The organism is Paenibacillus sp. FSL K6-4396 (genome assembly GCF_038002525.1).
Lineage (GTDB): Bacteria > Bacillota > Bacilli > Paenibacillales > Paenibacillaceae > Paenibacillus > Paenibacillus amylolyticus_B.
The window spans coordinates 3885835-3901155 of record NZ_JBBOCR010000001.1 but is presented as its reverse complement, the minus strand read 5'-3'; the positions used below and the strand labels follow the sequence as shown (position 1 = coordinate 3901155).

The following is a 15321-nucleotide window of genomic DNA, read 5'->3' as shown; positions in this document are numbered from 1 at the left end:
TAAGTACTTAGCGAAAGGAACTGAAGGTTGTGAGAGTACATGAATTTATGATACACGCTGATTTTCATCGGGATGATCTGATGTCGGTATCTTCTCAAGCGTCGCGTTTTTCCTCGGATATTATTTTGTCGTATATGGAGTCTGAGCATGAGCATCGTGTAGATGTCAAAAGCCTGCTTGGAATGGCGTTACTACCCATTCGATATGGTAGTGTTGTCAGATTACAGACAAGAGGCAGGGATGAACTGGAGGCTTTGGAGTACATGTTGAATGTACTGGAGAAAGGGACGGCGTGACACCTGATTAGGTGTAAAATCACAGATATCATAATTTTTTTAGCTATTCCTCAAATCCTGCTGGTACTTTGTCCGAAAAAAGAGTATAATAAAATGTAGTTTGATTCTAAAGAAGTACCCATATTAAAGGAGTGTAAATAGATTATGCCAAAAGTTGACATCCATCCAAAGACACAACTCGTAATTTTTTACGATGCAAGTGCTGATTTCAAATTCCTGAGTTCTTCCACGAAGTTCTCTAACGAAACTATGGAATGGGAAGACGGTAACTCTTACCCAGTAATCCGTGTGGACACTAGTTCCGCATCCCACCCGTTCTTCACTGGTAAACAAAGAAACGTGGATATCGGTGGCCGTGTTGATAAATTTAACCGTAAATACAACATCAACAAATAAGTTTGTCCATACATTACAAAAAAACCTCGGGATTTGTCCTGAGGTTTTTTTGTGTACATATTCAGGGTAAAACCTTGTGATTTTTAATTAATATTTGTAACTATATAAATTGAACTAAACATTTACACAAAACGGAGAGGACAGAAAGAACCTGAAGAAGCGTAGCGTTCGCCTACAAGCTTTCTGCAAGAAAGCTACATCGGAAGCATAAGCTATCCCCGGATTTACCCCTTTTATAGAAGGAATCAAAAAAATCTGGGGATAACAGCGATCGGAAGGTTGTTCTGTCATCGAAGTGACCAGTGTAAATATTCTTTAGTTCAATTTATATAGAGATAACCATCTGATTAAAAATTAATTCAACCAATTATTGCGCTTACAACACATTCGGATGTACACTAGGAAACGAGTACGAACATATTGGAGGAGGAAATAGAGATGAGCAGCATCACACATATGGTAACGTTTACACTTTACGCGGGTAAAGATACACCAGAGGCCGAAGCCTTTTTGAAGGAAAGTTCGGATGCACTGGCTGTCATTCCTGGCGTAGAGCAATTTCAGGTTCTGAAACAGGTAAGTGAGAAGAATGAGTTTGACTACAGCTTCTCGATGGTCTTTGCGGATCAGGCTGCGTATGATGCATACAACAATCACCCGGTTCACCGTCAATATGTAGAAGAGCGTTGGGAAAAGGAAGTCAGTCGCTTCCAGGAAATTGATCTTATTCAACATCATAATTAATAGTCTCCACATAGAGGAAAAAAGTTGAATTACCATATACAGCATTGAACAATGCTGTATATATCTCTGAATAATGCGTAATTAATGAACAAAAATACCTTATTTTCGAAATCGTTTTCGAATCGAATGAAATTTAAGGAGGTTTTCGCTGTTATGCAATTGGATCTCTCAGGAAAAACGGCTCTGGTTACAGGCGCAACCGGACAACTGGGGAGAGTCATCGCCCGCACGTTGGCAGCCTGTGGCGCCAATCTGGCTCTACATTACATAAATAATGATACCAAGGCTCGGGAGCTTCAAGGTGAGATTGAAGCACTCGGTCGTAAGGCTGTAATTGTACAGGGGGATATTACCAAGCAGGATACGGCATTTCGGATGCGTGATGAAATTCAGCCTGTCCTCGGCGGTGTGGATATCGTTGTTGCCAATGCGGTCATTCAATATGAATGGACAACGGTGTTGGAACAGTCTCCTGAAGATTACTTGAGCCAGTTTGAATCCTGTGTCATGCAGAGTGTGTATCTTGCCAAAGCTTTCATACCACATATGCAAAACGTCAAAGCCGGGCGGTTCATTGGCATTAATACCGAATGTGCGATGCAAAACTTCGCTCACCAATCGGCCTACACCGCTGGTAAACGTGGAATGGATGGCGTATATCGCGTGCTGGCCAAGGAGGTTGGCGAGTATCAGATTACCGTGAACCAGGTAGCACCTGGATGGACAATTAGCGAACGTGACCGCTCCAGTGAGCCTGGACATGATGAGTCTTATACTCGAACCGTGCCACTGAAGCGCAGGGGTGAAGATCAGGAAATCGCCAATGCGGTAGCTTTTCTCGCTTCGGATCTGTCCTCATTTATCACGGGTGCCTATATCCCGGTAAGTGGTGGCAATGTGATGCCTGCTATCTAGTGTCTGATTTGGATTTGGGAATTCACTTGAAATAACAATAAACCTAGTTTAACCGTAATCCGTTTGTCATTCGACAAGCGGATTTTTTTGCATTTTGCTAACAATGAAATAACGGTTCAAGGGGCGGTTTTTTGTTTCATATATCCAGACATACATATTGGGTTGGTTCGGTTTTCAGAAGATTGGGGTATAAGAATAGGTATATTAACCGAGTGGAAACATAATCAAAATGAGCAATTAAAGGAGACCCACCTATTATGAAAAAAACAGTCGCGGACGTTCTGGTTGAATCCTTATTGAACGCTGGCATCAAACGCATATATGGCATTGTTGGAGACTCCTTGAATGCGGTACTCGACTCCATTCGTCGTTCGGGGAAGATCGAGTGGATTCATGTACGGCATGAAGAAGTAGCTGCATTTGCTGCCGGGGCGGACGCTCAGGTCAGTGGAAGTATCGCTGTCTGCGCAGGTAGCAGTGGTCCTGGTAATATGCATCTGATCAATGGTCTGTACGATTGCCACCGCAATCGTGTTCCTGTACTCGCCATCGCTGCACATATCCCAAGTGACGAGATTGGCAGTGAATATTTTCAGGCGACCCATCCGGAGTATCTGTTCCAGGAATGTAGCGATTATTGTGAAGTCATTACAACAGCAAAACAGATGCCGCGTTCTCTGACGATGGCCATTCAGACAGCAGTGGCACGTTCAGGTGTGTCTGTCGTTGTATTGCCGGGAGATGTAGCAGGACTTGAAGCAGCGGATCTGCCTGTACCTGAGCACGTGTATCATGCGACTAATCCAGTGGTACATCCTTCTGAGCCTGAACTTGTGAAACTGGCGGAATATCTGAATCAAGGCAAAAAAATTACCTTATTGTGCGGTGCAGGCTGCGCGGGCGCTCGGGAGCCCCTTATGCAACTCTGTGATCGTTTGAAATCCCCGATGGTTATTGCGCTACGAGGCAAGGAATATTTGGAGTATGAGAACCCTTATTCCGTGGGTCTTACGGGTCTAATTGGGTATTCATCCGGTTATCATGCCATGATGGACTGTGATGTACTATTAATGCTGGGGACGGATTTCCCATATCGTCAATTCTATCCCGAAGATGCGAAAGTCCTTCAGGTCGACATTCAATCTTCCCATCTGGGTCGGCGCACGAAGCTGGATTACGGCGTATGTGGGGATGTAAAAGCGACCATTGAAACCTTGCTTCCTTATCTGACAGAGGAACACAGTGACAAACATCTGCGTAAAAGTGTGGATCGTTATGTGAAAGTACGTAAAGATCTGGACGAGCTGGCCGTTGGAAAACCGGGTAAAAAGCCCATCCATCCGCAGTACCTGACCAAAGTCATTAGTGATGCCGCAGCTGAAAATGCCATCTTCACCTGTGATGTCGGTACGCCGACAGTATGGGCGGCCCGTTATATCGAGATGAGCCGCAACCGCAGGCTGCTCGGTTCATTCAGTCATGGTACGATGGCAAACGCTTTGCCACAGGCAATTGGCGCTCAGGTCGCTGATCCGGGCAGACAAGTCATCTCGTTGTCGGGTGATGGTGGTATTACGATGCTGATGGGTGATCTGTTGACACTGAAACAGCATAATCTGCCGATCAAAGTTGTGGTGTTTAATAATGGGGCACTCGGTTTTGTTGAGCTGGAGATGAAAGCTGCCGGATTCCTGGAATCGGGAACAGAGCTTGTCAATCCCAACTTTGCGATGGTTGCTCAAGCCATGGGCATGGAAGGTATTCGGGTTGAGGATCCGGATGAACTGGAAGGAGCTGTGCAGCGTGCGCTTCAGCATGACGGTCCTGTGTTGATTGATGTGGTGGTGAATCGTCAGGAATTGTCCTTACCTCCGAAGATTGATATCAAACAGGCGGAAGGATTCACCTTATGGATGATGAAAGCTGTGCTCAACGGACGCGGTGACGAAATTATTGAATTGGCAAAAACGAATTTGCTGCGTTAAAGTGTTTTGATAAGCGGATATGCACCATTTGAAGTTGTAGAGATACTGACTTAAAAGATATTGTATATGTAAAAGAGGAGCATGCAACAAGGCGTAATAGTTGTGTGCTCCTTCAATAAAAATGCTGAAAATGTGACGCGTGATATAGTATGAATGTATATTATATGATTTGTTTTTATGTCGAAAGTCTATTAGAATAGGTAAAGTCAATAAGGTTTTATGCCATTTTTGACCTACATATTGCATCATTACATGTAAGTACGTTTCATATCGTATTCATCGATCCAATCACAAGATGACACACACACATGGAGGAGATCAACATGAGTCACGCAGGAAAAGTAGCGATTATTACTGGAGCAGGAAGTGGATTGGGCCAAGCAGCAGCACTGAAGCTGGCTGAGAAGGGTGCATCCATTGTTGTTGTGGATCTTGTCGAAGAGACAGGTCTTGAAACGGTTAAGCAGATTGAGAAGCTGGGAAGTAAAGCTATTTTTGTAAAGGCAGATGTGAGTAAAGCACCTGAAGTTGAGAATTATGTGAAAAGAGCAGTCGAAGAGTTCGGACGAATCGACATGTTCTTTAATAATGCAGGTATTGCCGGTCCTGGGATCAAGTTGATTGAACATACGATCGAGCAGTTTGACCAGATTATTGATATTAACCTGAGAAGTGTATTCTACGGGTTGAAGTATGTGATTACGGAAATGCTCAAAACAGGGGGGGGTTCCATTGTGAACACGGCCTCCACAGCTGGTATTGTTGGGGTACCCGCAGTTGCACCTTACGCAGCAACCAAACATGGTGTGGTTGGCTTGACGCGTACTGCTGCAATTGAATATGGCAAGGACAACATTCGTGTAAATGCGATTGCTCCAGGTACAATTGAGACGCCGATGGTCATTCAGTTCGGTAAAGACAACCCTGAAGTGTTCAAGGCAACCGTTGATAGCATTCCATCCGGACGTCTGGGAAGACCTGAAGAGATTGCTAACCTGGTTTCCTTCCTGCTTGGAGATGAAGCGCCGTATATCAATGGTGCAGTATATCCGATCGATGGTGCAGTTACGGCCCAATAAGAGTTCTGCTTATCCTTAATAGAATAGTCGTTAAAATGTTTAAAGAGAGGCCTCTGTATGCATACAGTGACCTCTCTTTTTGGTTTGTCTGTTGTACTACGAATTCATATCATGCACTGTTGTGCGATGTATTGGTTTGTGTACTTTTGAAAGGCGCTGAACGATACGAGCTTATAACGATGATGATGGCAACAGCAACCCCGACAGCGCCAATCCAGGTGATGGATGACAATGAAACGCTGCTGACAGCAATTCCACCAATACCTGCGCCGGAAGCCATCGCCAGTTGCATCACCGAACTGTTCAGGCTTAGCATAATGCCAGAGGATTCCGGAGCCATGGTGACAAGGTTATATTGCTGAGTTGGACCCGAAGACCAGGCGGAAAAAGACCACAAAATCAGAACAAGGAAGACAGCGAGATGAGAACTTGCCGTTATATTCAACAGGACCAGACTCACGATATGCAATGTCATGCCTGTGATCAGCGTTCGTTTGACACCCAATCGGTCAGCACTGAATCCTCCAACTTTTGAACCCATCAGACTAGCTATGCCAAATGCGAGTAAAGCTGAACTGAGTAGTGCTTCGCTCATTCCTGAAACGGATACAAGATAAGGTGAAATGTACGTGTAGGCAATGGAATAACCACCTAACCAGAAAAAGGTCACCAGCAGTGCCAGTACAATTCGTGGCTGTTTGAGCAAAGACAGTTGTTTCTTCAGTGGAACAGGGGCTTCTGCTTTGGAAGGCGGAATGGCGGCCGCAATTACCAGCATGGCGAGGACTCCAAGAACGGCTATGCCGGCAAAAACGAGTTTCCAATCCCAAGATGCAGCAACGAGCCTTCCGAGCGGAACACCAACAATCAGAGAAGCCGTAAATCCAGTGATTACTGTGGCGATTGCACTAGCTTGTTTGCCCTCAGCCGCTATTTGGGAAGCGACCGTTAATGCCGTGACAACAACAACGCCCGCGCCCAAAGCCATCAACACGCGTGCTGTGACGAACAGTCCATAACCCGGCAACAGATAGGCAAGAACATTAGCCGCAACGAATAGACCGAGGAAGTATAGCAACAGCTTGCGACGGTCCCAGCGCGAAGTCAGTGCAATAATGACAGGTGTACCTAGCGCATATACGAGTGAAAAAATCGTAATGAGCTGTCCGGCAGCGATTAAAGAGATATTCATGGTATCTGCAATGCGATCCAAAATGCCGGCAATGACATATTCGGACGTTCCTACAAGGAAACTGACCAAGGCAAGAACATAGATTTTGAGCGTAGAAGACATGGAAACATAACCTCTTTCTGATTATAATTATTATATTTTTAGAAATATAGAAATAAAGACGATAGAACAAGACATGAATGCTCTGAATGCAACCGATCTACGAACGGTGATGTTACTACCTAGATAATGAATAATGGTATAAGCGTAAACTTAAGTGACCTAGTTCTACTAATAAATATCGTGCGTTGTTTCAATATTTCTAATTATATAGAAATATAACTCAATTTTTTTTTATTTATTTAGCAGATAGGGAACAAACTTTTGTGCGGTCTCCGTGTTCAGGCTGTAGTAGATATAAGTACCTTTCTTCTGCGATGTAAGCAGGCCGCAATCGGACAGCTGTTTCAGATGATGAGACAGAGTCGATAGGGCAACCGTAACAAGGCGGCTCTCCAGATCGGCAGGACACAGGTTGCTTTCGCCCGATAAGATCTGAATGATTTTGTACCGTGTTTGCTCGCCCAGTGCTTTATGAATTTTGACGACTTGTTCAATCTCATTCGAGTTTGATTGCATAATGATCCGTCCTTTCGTCTTTATTTCTTATTTCTAGTAATATAGAAATACAGTAGCATATGTCATTTGAAAAGTAAACTCTCGGACGAAGATTCCATAATTTCTACTGCGTCTGTGTTAACAGCCGAAAGTCTGGAGTAACTTCCCCCGAGAGTTATGTGAGTTGTATATTAAAGATCCAGTGCATCGACATAGTCTTTGGCTTCCTTCAACGAAAGACCTCTGGCCTCGCGTAGTCGTTTGATCGCCATAATTTTTTTCCCTTGTTGTATAAGTGTAAGCAGCTCCAAATCCAGATCAGTTTGACCCGGTGGGTTTGATTGGGAAGGAGATGCTTCCTTGGGCGACAAGGTGTAATTGAAATCGGAGCGGGCGCTGACGGTTGAACCGTTCTCCAGGCGCTCCACATCTCTTTTCAATTCATTCAATTGGCGTTGCAGGCTGGTGACTCGAACCAACAATACAAGGATCAGAAGCGACAGAACGATCCATACCAAGGTGTTCATTTCCATGATGTCATGTGCCTCGCTCTCATTTGTTCATATTTGGCCATTATTTAAGTTGAACCGGGATTTCCTTGACACCACGAACAATCATGCCAGGTCTCCATTCCAGTTCATTCACATCTGCCTGAAGCTGTATATTTGGAAAACGATTCAGAAGTGTGCTGACTGCAATCTCACCTTCCAGACGAGCAAGCGGCGCTCCCAGGCAGAGATGAATGCCTTTGCCAAAAGCCAGATGCGAACTCTTCTCGCGTGTGATATCGAAAATATCAGCATCCTTAAACTGCTGTTCGTCCCGGTTGGCGGAATCAAGCGCAACGATGACAAGTTCACCTTGAGCAATATGCTGTCCACGGAATTCAATATCTTCAAGAGCCCACCGGGATGTGCTGAACTCCACCGGTCCGTTATAACGCAGCATCTCTTCAATCGCATTGTGTATAAGCTCGGGTTGCTTGATCAGTAGTTCGCGTTGCTCAGGGTGCTCCAGCAGGGCGAGAATCCCATTGCCGATGAGATTAACGGTTGTTTCATGACCAGCAATGATTAATAAAGAGACAACGCCAAGCAGTTCTTGTTCAGTTAACTGCTGCCCGGATTCTTCTGCAATGACGAGCTGGCTGATCAGATCTGTGCCCGGGTCTTGACGTACTTTGGCGAACCAAGCCGTAAGGTAATCCGTAAACTCCTTGGAATGCTGCTCAAACAGCTCAGCGCTCTCGGCTGTGGAAGCATCAATTACCGTATTGGACCATATGCGGAATTGATCACGATCCTGGGCAGGGACCCCCAGAATTTCACTAATAACAATGATGGGCAGCGGGAAGGCAAAGTCATCGATCAGATTCATTTTTTCCTGTGACGGGAGGTTGTCCAGTAGATCATCAGCAATGTGCTGAATATGGCTTCGCATGTTTGCAATCAGTTTGGGCGTGAACGCTTTCTGCACCAGTCCGCGAAGACGTTTATGATCTGGCGGATCGGAGAACAACATATTATTCGAGAAAATGCTTTGATTGTCAGCGCCGTAACGTCGGACCATGTCTTTGCTGAAGCGAGGATCTTTCAGAATCTGGACTGCATCCTCGTATCGGGTAATCATCCAGCCGAATTCTCCTTGAGGAAACATGACTCGGAAAACGGGCTCATCTTTTCTTAACTTTTCATACACCGGGTAAGGGTTATGCGTGAATTCTTTCGTGAAAATTCCTGACTTTGAGGATTCGTTGGGTTCATTCGGGTTCAAATGCATAATCTCCTCTCATATTCCTAGATAATACCTGCACCCTCTATATATTCAATACATAAGCTTTTGAAACCTTGTTTTTGGTCCAAGTGGATGATTGAGCAGGAAAATAGAGGAAGATGGAAGAAGACATGGTAGATAGAATTGGTTATTATGCTTGGTAAAAATGAAAACGAGGTGAACGCTGACATGTCTTACACACAACTTCCTTTGCATCAACACCGGATTCCGGCAAGTCGAATGGTTCTTGGCTGTATGCGTTTTGGGGGCGAATGGGACGGGCTCCCCATTACTTCAGATCTTGTCGTGGAGGGTCATCGAGCGGTCGAAGCGGCTATCGAAATAGGTATTAATCACTTTGATCTGGCGGATATATACACACGTGGTAAGGCAGAGCATGTATTGGGGCGAGTTTTATCCGAAACTCCTGGCTTACGTGAACAGATCATTATACAGTCGAAGTGTGGCATACGTCTTGTGGGTGATGATGAAGGACCGCAGCGTTATGACACTTCAGGTGCACATATCCTGGCGAGTGTGGACGGTATCCTGGAACGGCTCGGGATCGATTATCTGGATATTTTGCTGTTACACCGTCCTGATCCGCTCGCCCATCCGCAAGAAATTGGAGACGCACTGGCTGAGCTGCATCATTCCGGTAAAGTGCGCCATTTTGGTGTGTCCAATATGGGTTCTGAACAGATTCGCCTTCTTCAGCTTCATAGTAAAGTACCCCTGATTGTGAACCAGATGGAGATGAGTCTGGATAAAATCGGATTCGTAGAAGCCGGTGTGACAGTTAATCGGCCCCAAGCCAGAGACAACGTGTTTCCCTATGGCACGATGGAATATTGTCAGGCAGAGCATATTCAACTGCAAGCTTGGGGTCCCCTTGCTCAGGGGCGATTTACTGGCAGGGTAGTTGAGGGACAGCGCGCGGAAATTGAGCATACGGCTCAACTGGTTGATCGAATGGCCAAGGAGCGTGGGGTGACACCGGAGTCTATTGTACTGGCTTGGTTAATGAAGCATCCAGCAGGGATACAACCTGTCATTGGTTCGATTCGACCAGAACGTATTCTGGCCTGTCGTGATGCAACGAATATTGAGCTTACCCGATATGAGTGGTACGAGCTGTATTCCGCTTCATGCGGGCGTAGAATGTAAGTAGGGAATTCTGAGAGATTGATTAGTTTCGATTAAAATTTATAGATGTTGGGTGAAATTTGAACATATAGAAGACACAGGCTGCTAATGGCCTGTGTTTTCTATATGTTCAGCTTCATTTGGTTGAAACGCATGATCGAAAGTGTAATGAATCCTGAGGTCATATGGCCTACAATGCGTTTACATGGGTAATAAGCATGCTGATTCGGATCCGAAACCAGTGTGTTGGCACGGTTGTAAGGATATTTCACCTGCATATTTGCGCTAGAGGCTATGTCCATGGACATAGGGAGAGTGCTGATAAGAAGGACGTTTCAACCATTTTTATCGTTTTACGGGGTAGTTGTTCGAGGGCTGTGATAAAATAATAGGAATAAGAACATACGATCTGTTTAAGTGAGAGGAGACACCTTGACGATGGAGATGCTTAAGCCACCCGCCGAGACATTATACGAGGTTGAATTACGCGCGCTGCGAGAGGAAGATCAGGGGAAACGCCCCCCGAACTGGCTGTTATCTCCCGCCTATGTGCGCGATTTTATTATAGGCAGGGATAAGCCTGCATTATTGAATGGAGAAGAGATCCCGATTATCCGCAAATTCTATGGCAATGACGTGTTAATTGAACGTGCAGTGGTTACTCTGGCAGGCAATCGAGGATTAATGCTCGTGGGAGAACCCGGGACAGCCAAGACCATGCTTAGCGAACTGCTGACCGCAGCAATCTCCGGAACCAGCCTGAATACGATTCAGGGTACGGCAGGCACGACGGAAGATATGATCAAGTATTCCTGGAATTACGCCATGTTGCTTGATAAAGGCCCTTCGGAAGCGGCACTTGTGCCATCACCGTTATATAACGGAATGAAGAAAGGCATTCTTACCCGTTTTGAAGAGATTACACGTTGTCCCGCCGAAGCGCAGGATAGTCTGATTAGTATTCTCAGTGACAAGGTCATGAGCATTCCTGAACTGGATGGCGGTGTACTGTTTGCCCAGCCGGGATTTAACGTTATTGCTACAGCCAATATTCGGGATAAAGGTGTAAACGAGATGAGTGGTGCCTTGAAACGGCGGTTCAATTTCGAAACGATCAAGCCCATTCATAACGTGAAAATGGAAGCCAAAATCATTGAATCCCAGGCACGGAGCCTGTTGTTACATAGTGGAATTGATATTGAAATTAACCCAGACGTGGTTGAATTGCTGGCTACAACATTTATGGAACTGCGCACCGGCATGACACGGGAAGGCTACAAGCTCGATACACCTCAAGCCTCCATGAGTACGGCAGAAGCAGTGTCTGTCTATGTCCAGAGTGCGATGACTTCCTATTACTACGAAGATAAGGCTATTGCGCTGGATCGGTTAGTGCAAAATATGCTGGGGACCATTGCGAAGGAAAACGACAAGGATCTGTCCATTCTCAAAACCTACTTCTCCAAGGTTGTTAAAGAGCGCTCCAGGGAAGAAGGAATGTGGAAGGACTATTATGAGGAGAGAAAATGGATCGGTTAACAGCAGTTCTGGACCCTGATGTTGATCAGTTACAATCCTTGTTCGAGTCCCATGTGTATAACCTGAGTAATCATACGGTCTATTATCCAATACGACACCATAGCCCTGCATGTTCATATCACTTATTACGATTAATCGAAGAGTACAAGCCGGATATCATTCTAATCGAAGGACCGGAGAGCGGTAATCCATTAATTTCGGTTCTGAGTGATGAGGCAACCTTGCCTCCTGTCAGTCTGTACTACACCTATGAGAGTGAGTTGCAGAGAGAAGCCTGCTATTATCCGATGCTTCGTTATTCGCCTGAATATGTAGCTTTGAAAGAAGCAAAACGGCTGGACATTCCGGTGAAGTTTATTGATCTCGACTATCAACACTTCTCCACTCGTGCATCCAAATCCGGCCAGACAGAACAAAAGGAGATCTCCATCCAGGACGAAACCTTGCTTGCGGGGTCTGATTTCATTAACCGGTTGTGTCAAAAAACAAACTGTCGCAGTTTTGATGAATTGTGGGAAAAGGTGTTTGAGATTGGTGGACTGGAGAAATCTACTGAGGCATTCGTGCGGGATGTATTCACGTATTGTACTTTATCCCGAATGTGTTATTCCACGGAACGATTACAGTCTTCAGGTGATCTGATAAGAGAAGCACATATGAAACAACGTATTAAACAAGCGGTGCAGGAGCATGACCGTGTGCTTGTCATTACCGGTGGATTTCATACGTATGGATTGTTGATGTCAGAGGAACATGAAACAGAATTGGAACAGCCAGAGATGGATAAACAGCATGCAGACCAACGTTCGGATGGACAAGGTAAACCAGGTACGTCTCAACAAAGTGCGGTTCACCAACAGATGTATCCGATGGTCTATACTTTTGCTGAAGCGGATCGGCTTAATGGATATGCAAGCGGCATGCCTTATGTGAATTATTACGATCAGATCTGGAACCAGCTGCTTCGCAAGAAGAGTACACCGTACAATCTAACGGCTCTGGACTTGTTATCTCGGCTGATGCGCAAATTACGGGACGGTCACGAACATGTATCAACCAGTGATGCAATTGAGGCATACAGCATGATTCAGGGTCTTGCCGGGCTTCGAGGAAAAAGGGAAGGCGGCGTCTATGAGTTGATGGATGCAGCACTCTCTTCCTTTGTGAAGGGGGAACTTACCCTAGCGACCGATAAACCGTTGCAAGAGCTTCAGCAGTTATTGACAGGAGACGTCATTGGAAGCGTAGCTCCCAATTCATTCAGTATTCCCATCGTGGAGGACTTCAAGGTCCGTTGTACAGGACACAAACTGCAGATCCGCACAACAGGACAACACAAGAAAGTGCTGGATCTATATGCGAAACCGGAGCACCGTCAGATCAGCCAATTGATTCAGTGCATCACCTATCTGGTTCCGGAATTTGCGAAACGGCAATCGGGGCCGGACTGGATCGCAGAACGGGACATGAATCTCGTGCGCGAAACCTGGGTTTATATGTACTCATCCCGTATTGAAGCCAGATTGATAGAAAACTCTCTTTATGGCGGAACACTTGCTGGAGCAGCCACACGCAAAATGGAAGAACAGATGCAAGACATACCGGATCATCATAGCGGCGAACTTGCCCGGCTCATGCTTCAAGCACTGCTCATGGGGCTTCAGGACACAGCGATGAAGCTCTATGAACAGGTCCGCTTAGCGCTGAGAACGGACGGGAATTTTCTATCCTTATGTAACAGTCTGCATGTCTTGAACCGAATTCATCAACACCGCAGGTTGCTGGGATTATCTGACGAGCAACATCTCCCTGACCTGGTATCCGAAGCTTATAGGAACGCCGTGGACAAGTTGTTACAGCTCTCCAGTGCCAATCCGGATGAACATGAAGCCATTATTCAGGGATTGAAGCTGCTAGCCATGCTCGCTGATTCAGCAGAGGAGCATTTTCAGGATGAGACATTCCGAATTCATCTGAATGAGCTTCTGTCGGATCACCAGCTTCCGGCTCAGCTGGAGGGTGTGTGTGTGGCTATTTCCTCAGGGCTCGGCGACAGGCCCAGAGATGAGATTGTTGATCGTGCACGTGGATATATCCATGGTACACCGGATCAGACCCGTCAAACGGCACTTTTTTTACAGGGAGTATTCACTGTAGCACGTGATGCTTTTTTATATGAGGATCAGCTCTTGTCTGAGTTGAATTATCTGATTGAACATCTGTCATACGACGACTTCATCAGTATGGTACCGGAATTGCGGTTGGCATTCACCTACTTTACACCAATGGAGACGGGCTTGATTGCCGAGCGGGTGGCGAGTCTGCATCAGGTTGAGCCAGAGGAAATGTTGAGGGCAGCAGTCGATGAACAGATGCTGATTCAGTCCAAGACGTGGGATGAAGCGCTTCGAAAGGAGTTTACCGCATGGAAGCTAATATGAATGAAGCGAATCGGAGCACGGACGAAACCAGAGAAATCAATGAAAGTTCCAATCCGGATGGAAGCAACCGAGGGGATCAACATTCTGCTGAAACCTTAAATCGATGGCGTCTGATTCTCGGTGAATCCGCTGAAGAAGGGTTGTGTAATACAGACCAATATACTTCGGCTGAATTTCAATATACGGAAATCGATGAGATTCTGGGGTATCTCTATAACCGTGAATACGGTGAAGAACAAGGTTATCGAAAAGAGGGAGGACGCGGTGCGTCTAACCTGACTGTACCGAAATGGCTGCACAAGGTCAGGGATCTATTCCCCAAACCAACGGTCGAAATATTGGAGAAACAGGCGCTTGATCGTTATGGGCTGACAGAATTGTTAACGGACAAAAAGTTGCTTGAATCCCTTGAACCCAACATGAATCTGCTCAAGAACATTATGCAGTTCAAAGGACGGATGAAAGGTGAGGTGTTAAAGAGCGCCAAGGATATCGTTCGAACCGTGGTTGAAGAACTCCGCAGCAAGCTGGAATCTCAGACTCGAGCCAGTATCATGGGCAAGCGCAGTCGTTATACCTCCAGTTCGGTACGTTCCTTGCGCAATCTGAATTTCAAACGAACCATCACCAAAAATTTGAAAAATTATGATAAAAATAAGCGCAGATTTGTGATTGATCGTCTCTATTTCGACGGGAATATACAGCCGCATAACAAGTGGAACATTATTATTGGTGTGGACGAAAGCGGCAGTATGCTCGATTCAGTCATCTACAGTTCGGTGATGGCCAGCATCTTCTATCGCTTGAATGCGCTGCGCACGAAATTATTCATTTTTGATACACAGGTGGTTGACCTGAGCGACAGGCTGGAGGACCCGGTAGACGTGCTCATGAATGTACAGCTCGGCGGGGGGACACATATTACCAAAGCGTTGCGTTACGGCGAGACGTTAATCGATAATCCAGGCAAAACGATCTTTATTCTTGTCAGCGATCTGGAGGAAGGCTATCCAATCGCGCAGATGTACAAAGCGTGTAAAGATATCATCGATGCAGGATGCAAATTGCTGGTTCTCACCGCACTCGATTTTAACGGGGATTCAGTCTATAACAAACATGCAGCACAGACGTTGACCAATATGGGCGCACATGTAGCCGCAATTACCCCAAACGAGCTTGCGGATTGGATTGGCGAGATCATCACTTAAATTTGAGGAG

14 protein-coding genes are annotated in these 15321 nt (G+C 45.7%); 10 read left to right on the top strand and 4 right to left on the bottom strand.

Annotated elements, in window-relative coordinates:
• Positions 1–47 precede the first annotated feature (47 nt).
• From MHB85_RS16825 to MHB85_RS16800, 6 genes are all read left to right on the top strand, one after another.
• Entirely contained in the window at positions 48–296 is a 249-nt protein-coding gene (locus tag MHB85_RS16825; RefSeq protein ID WP_017688214.1) for an HPr family phosphocarrier protein, read from the top strand.
• 144 nt (positions 297–440) lie between these two features.
• A complete protein-coding gene (locus tag MHB85_RS16820) occupies positions 441–692 on the top strand; it encodes a type B 50S ribosomal protein L31 (RefSeq protein WP_062834756.1) in 252 nt (83 codons plus the stop codon).
• Between the two features lie 438 nt (positions 693–1130).
• Complete coding sequence (locus MHB85_RS16815) at positions 1131–1436, top strand: Dabb family protein (RefSeq protein ID WP_076317704.1); 306 nt, start codon at positions 1131–1133, stop codon at positions 1434–1436.
• A gap of 153 nt (positions 1437–1589) precedes the next feature.
• Positions 1590–2351, top strand: a complete 762-nt coding sequence (locus tag MHB85_RS16810; protein WP_210108371.1) for an SDR family NAD(P)-dependent oxidoreductase — start codon at positions 1590–1592, stop codon at positions 2349–2351.
• A 257-nt stretch (positions 2352–2608) separates the two neighbouring features.
• Complete coding sequence (poxB, locus tag MHB85_RS16805) at positions 2609–4336, top strand: ubiquinone-dependent pyruvate dehydrogenase (protein ID WP_192131217.1); 1728 nt, start codon at positions 2609–2611, stop codon at positions 4334–4336.
• Positions 4337–4659: 323 nt separating this feature from the next.
• On the top strand, positions 4660–5415 hold the full coding sequence (locus MHB85_RS16800; protein WP_341073283.1) for an SDR family NAD(P)-dependent oxidoreductase: 756 nt from the start codon (positions 4660–4662) through the stop codon (positions 5413–5415).
• A gap of 109 nt (positions 5416–5524) precedes the next feature.
• On the opposite strand, the gene MHB85_RS16795 is transcribed toward MHB85_RS16800, so the two are convergent.
• The 4 genes from MHB85_RS16795 to MHB85_RS16780 all read right to left on the bottom strand — a co-directional run bounded on the left by MHB85_RS16795 (position 5525) and on the right by MHB85_RS16780 (position 8983).
• On the bottom strand, positions 5525–6709 hold the full coding sequence (locus MHB85_RS16795) for an MFS transporter (RefSeq protein WP_341073282.1): 1185 nt from the start codon (positions 6707–6709) through the stop codon (positions 5525–5527).
• Positions 6710–6940: 231 nt separating this feature from the next.
• The gene (locus MHB85_RS16790; protein WP_036613842.1) at positions 6941–7225 is read right to left on the bottom strand and encodes an ArsR/SmtB family transcription factor; all 285 of its coding nucleotides are present in this window, start codon (positions 7223–7225) and stop codon (positions 6941–6943) included.
• 170 nt (positions 7226–7395) lie between these two features.
• Positions 7396–7731 (bottom strand): ribosomal protein L7/L12, encoded by a 336-nt coding sequence (locus tag MHB85_RS16785; RefSeq protein ID WP_091019603.1) that lies wholly within the window; start codon positions 7729–7731, stop codon positions 7396–7398.
• Positions 7732–7777: 46 nt separating this feature from the next.
• Positions 7778–8983: a cytochrome P450 family protein gene (locus MHB85_RS16780; protein ID WP_210108369.1), complete on the bottom strand. Its 1206-nt coding sequence runs from the start codon at positions 8981–8983 to the stop codon at positions 7778–7780.
• Positions 8984–9166: 183 nt separating this feature from the next.
• On the opposite strand from MHB85_RS16780, the gene MHB85_RS16775 reads away from it, so the two are divergent.
• From MHB85_RS16775 to MHB85_RS16760, 4 genes are all read left to right on the top strand, one after another.
• Complete coding sequence (locus MHB85_RS16775; protein ID WP_341073281.1) at positions 9167–10144, top strand: aldo/keto reductase; 978 nt, start codon at positions 9167–9169, stop codon at positions 10142–10144.
• Positions 10145–10561: 417 nt separating this feature from the next.
• The gene (locus MHB85_RS16770) at positions 10562–11662 is read left to right on the top strand and encodes an ATP-binding protein (protein ID WP_210108367.1); all 1101 of its coding nucleotides are present in this window, start codon (positions 10562–10564) and stop codon (positions 11660–11662) included.
• A complete protein-coding gene (locus MHB85_RS16765) occupies positions 11650–14103 on the top strand; it encodes a DUF5682 family protein (RefSeq protein ID WP_341073280.1) in 2454 nt (817 codons plus the stop codon). Before MHB85_RS16770 ends, MHB85_RS16765 begins: the two co-directional genes overlap by 13 nt.
• On the top strand, positions 14088–15311 hold the full coding sequence (locus tag MHB85_RS16760) for a VWA domain-containing protein (protein ID WP_256975297.1): 1224 nt from the start codon (positions 14088–14090) through the stop codon (positions 15309–15311). Before MHB85_RS16765 ends, MHB85_RS16760 begins: the two co-directional genes overlap by 16 nt.
• The last annotated feature ends 10 nt before the right edge of the window (positions 15312–15321 follow it).

Bases quoted from the DNA above. Each gene is read 5' to 3' on its own strand.
- MHB85_RS16780 (WP_210108369.1), bottom strand. From the start codon at position 8,983: ATGCATTTGAACCCGAATGAACCCAACGAATCCTCAAAGTCAGGAATT.
- MHB85_RS16790 (WP_036613842.1), bottom strand. From the start codon at position 7,225: ATGCAATCAAACTCGAATGAGATTGAACAAGTCGTCAAAATTCATAAA.
- MHB85_RS16785 (WP_091019603.1), bottom strand. From the start codon at position 7,731: ATGAACACCTTGGTATGGATCGTTCTGTCGCTTCTGATCCTTGTATTG.
- poxB (WP_192131217.1), top strand. From the start codon at position 2,609: ATGAAAAAAACAGTCGCGGACGTTCTGGTTGAATCCTTATTGAACGCT.
- MHB85_RS16825 (WP_017688214.1), top strand. From the start codon at position 48: ATGATACACGCTGATTTTCATCGGGATGATCTGATGTCGGTATCTTCT.
- MHB85_RS16770 (WP_210108367.1), top strand. From the start codon at position 10,562: ATGGAGATGCTTAAGCCACCCGCCGAGACATTATACGAGGTTGAATTA.
- MHB85_RS16800 (WP_341073283.1), top strand. From the start codon at position 4,660: ATGAGTCACGCAGGAAAAGTAGCGATTATTACTGGAGCAGGAAGTGGA.
- MHB85_RS16815 (WP_076317704.1), top strand. From the start codon at position 1,131: ATGAGCAGCATCACACATATGGTAACGTTTACACTTTACGCGGGTAAA.
- MHB85_RS16765 (WP_341073280.1), top strand. From the start codon at position 11,650: ATGGATCGGTTAACAGCAGTTCTGGACCCTGATGTTGATCAGTTACAA.
- MHB85_RS16810 (WP_210108371.1), top strand. From the start codon at position 1,590: ATGCAATTGGATCTCTCAGGAAAAACGGCTCTGGTTACAGGCGCAACC.
- MHB85_RS16760 (WP_256975297.1), top strand. From the start codon at position 14,088: ATGGAAGCTAATATGAATGAAGCGAATCGGAGCACGGACGAAACCAGA.
- MHB85_RS16820 (WP_062834756.1), top strand. From the start codon at position 441: ATGCCAAAAGTTGACATCCATCCAAAGACACAACTCGTAATTTTTTAC.
- MHB85_RS16795 (WP_341073282.1), bottom strand. From the start codon at position 6,709: ATGTCTTCTACGCTCAAAATCTATGTTCTTGCCTTGGTCAGTTTCCTT.
- MHB85_RS16775 (WP_341073281.1), top strand. From the start codon at position 9,167: ATGTCTTACACACAACTTCCTTTGCATCAACACCGGATTCCGGCAAGT.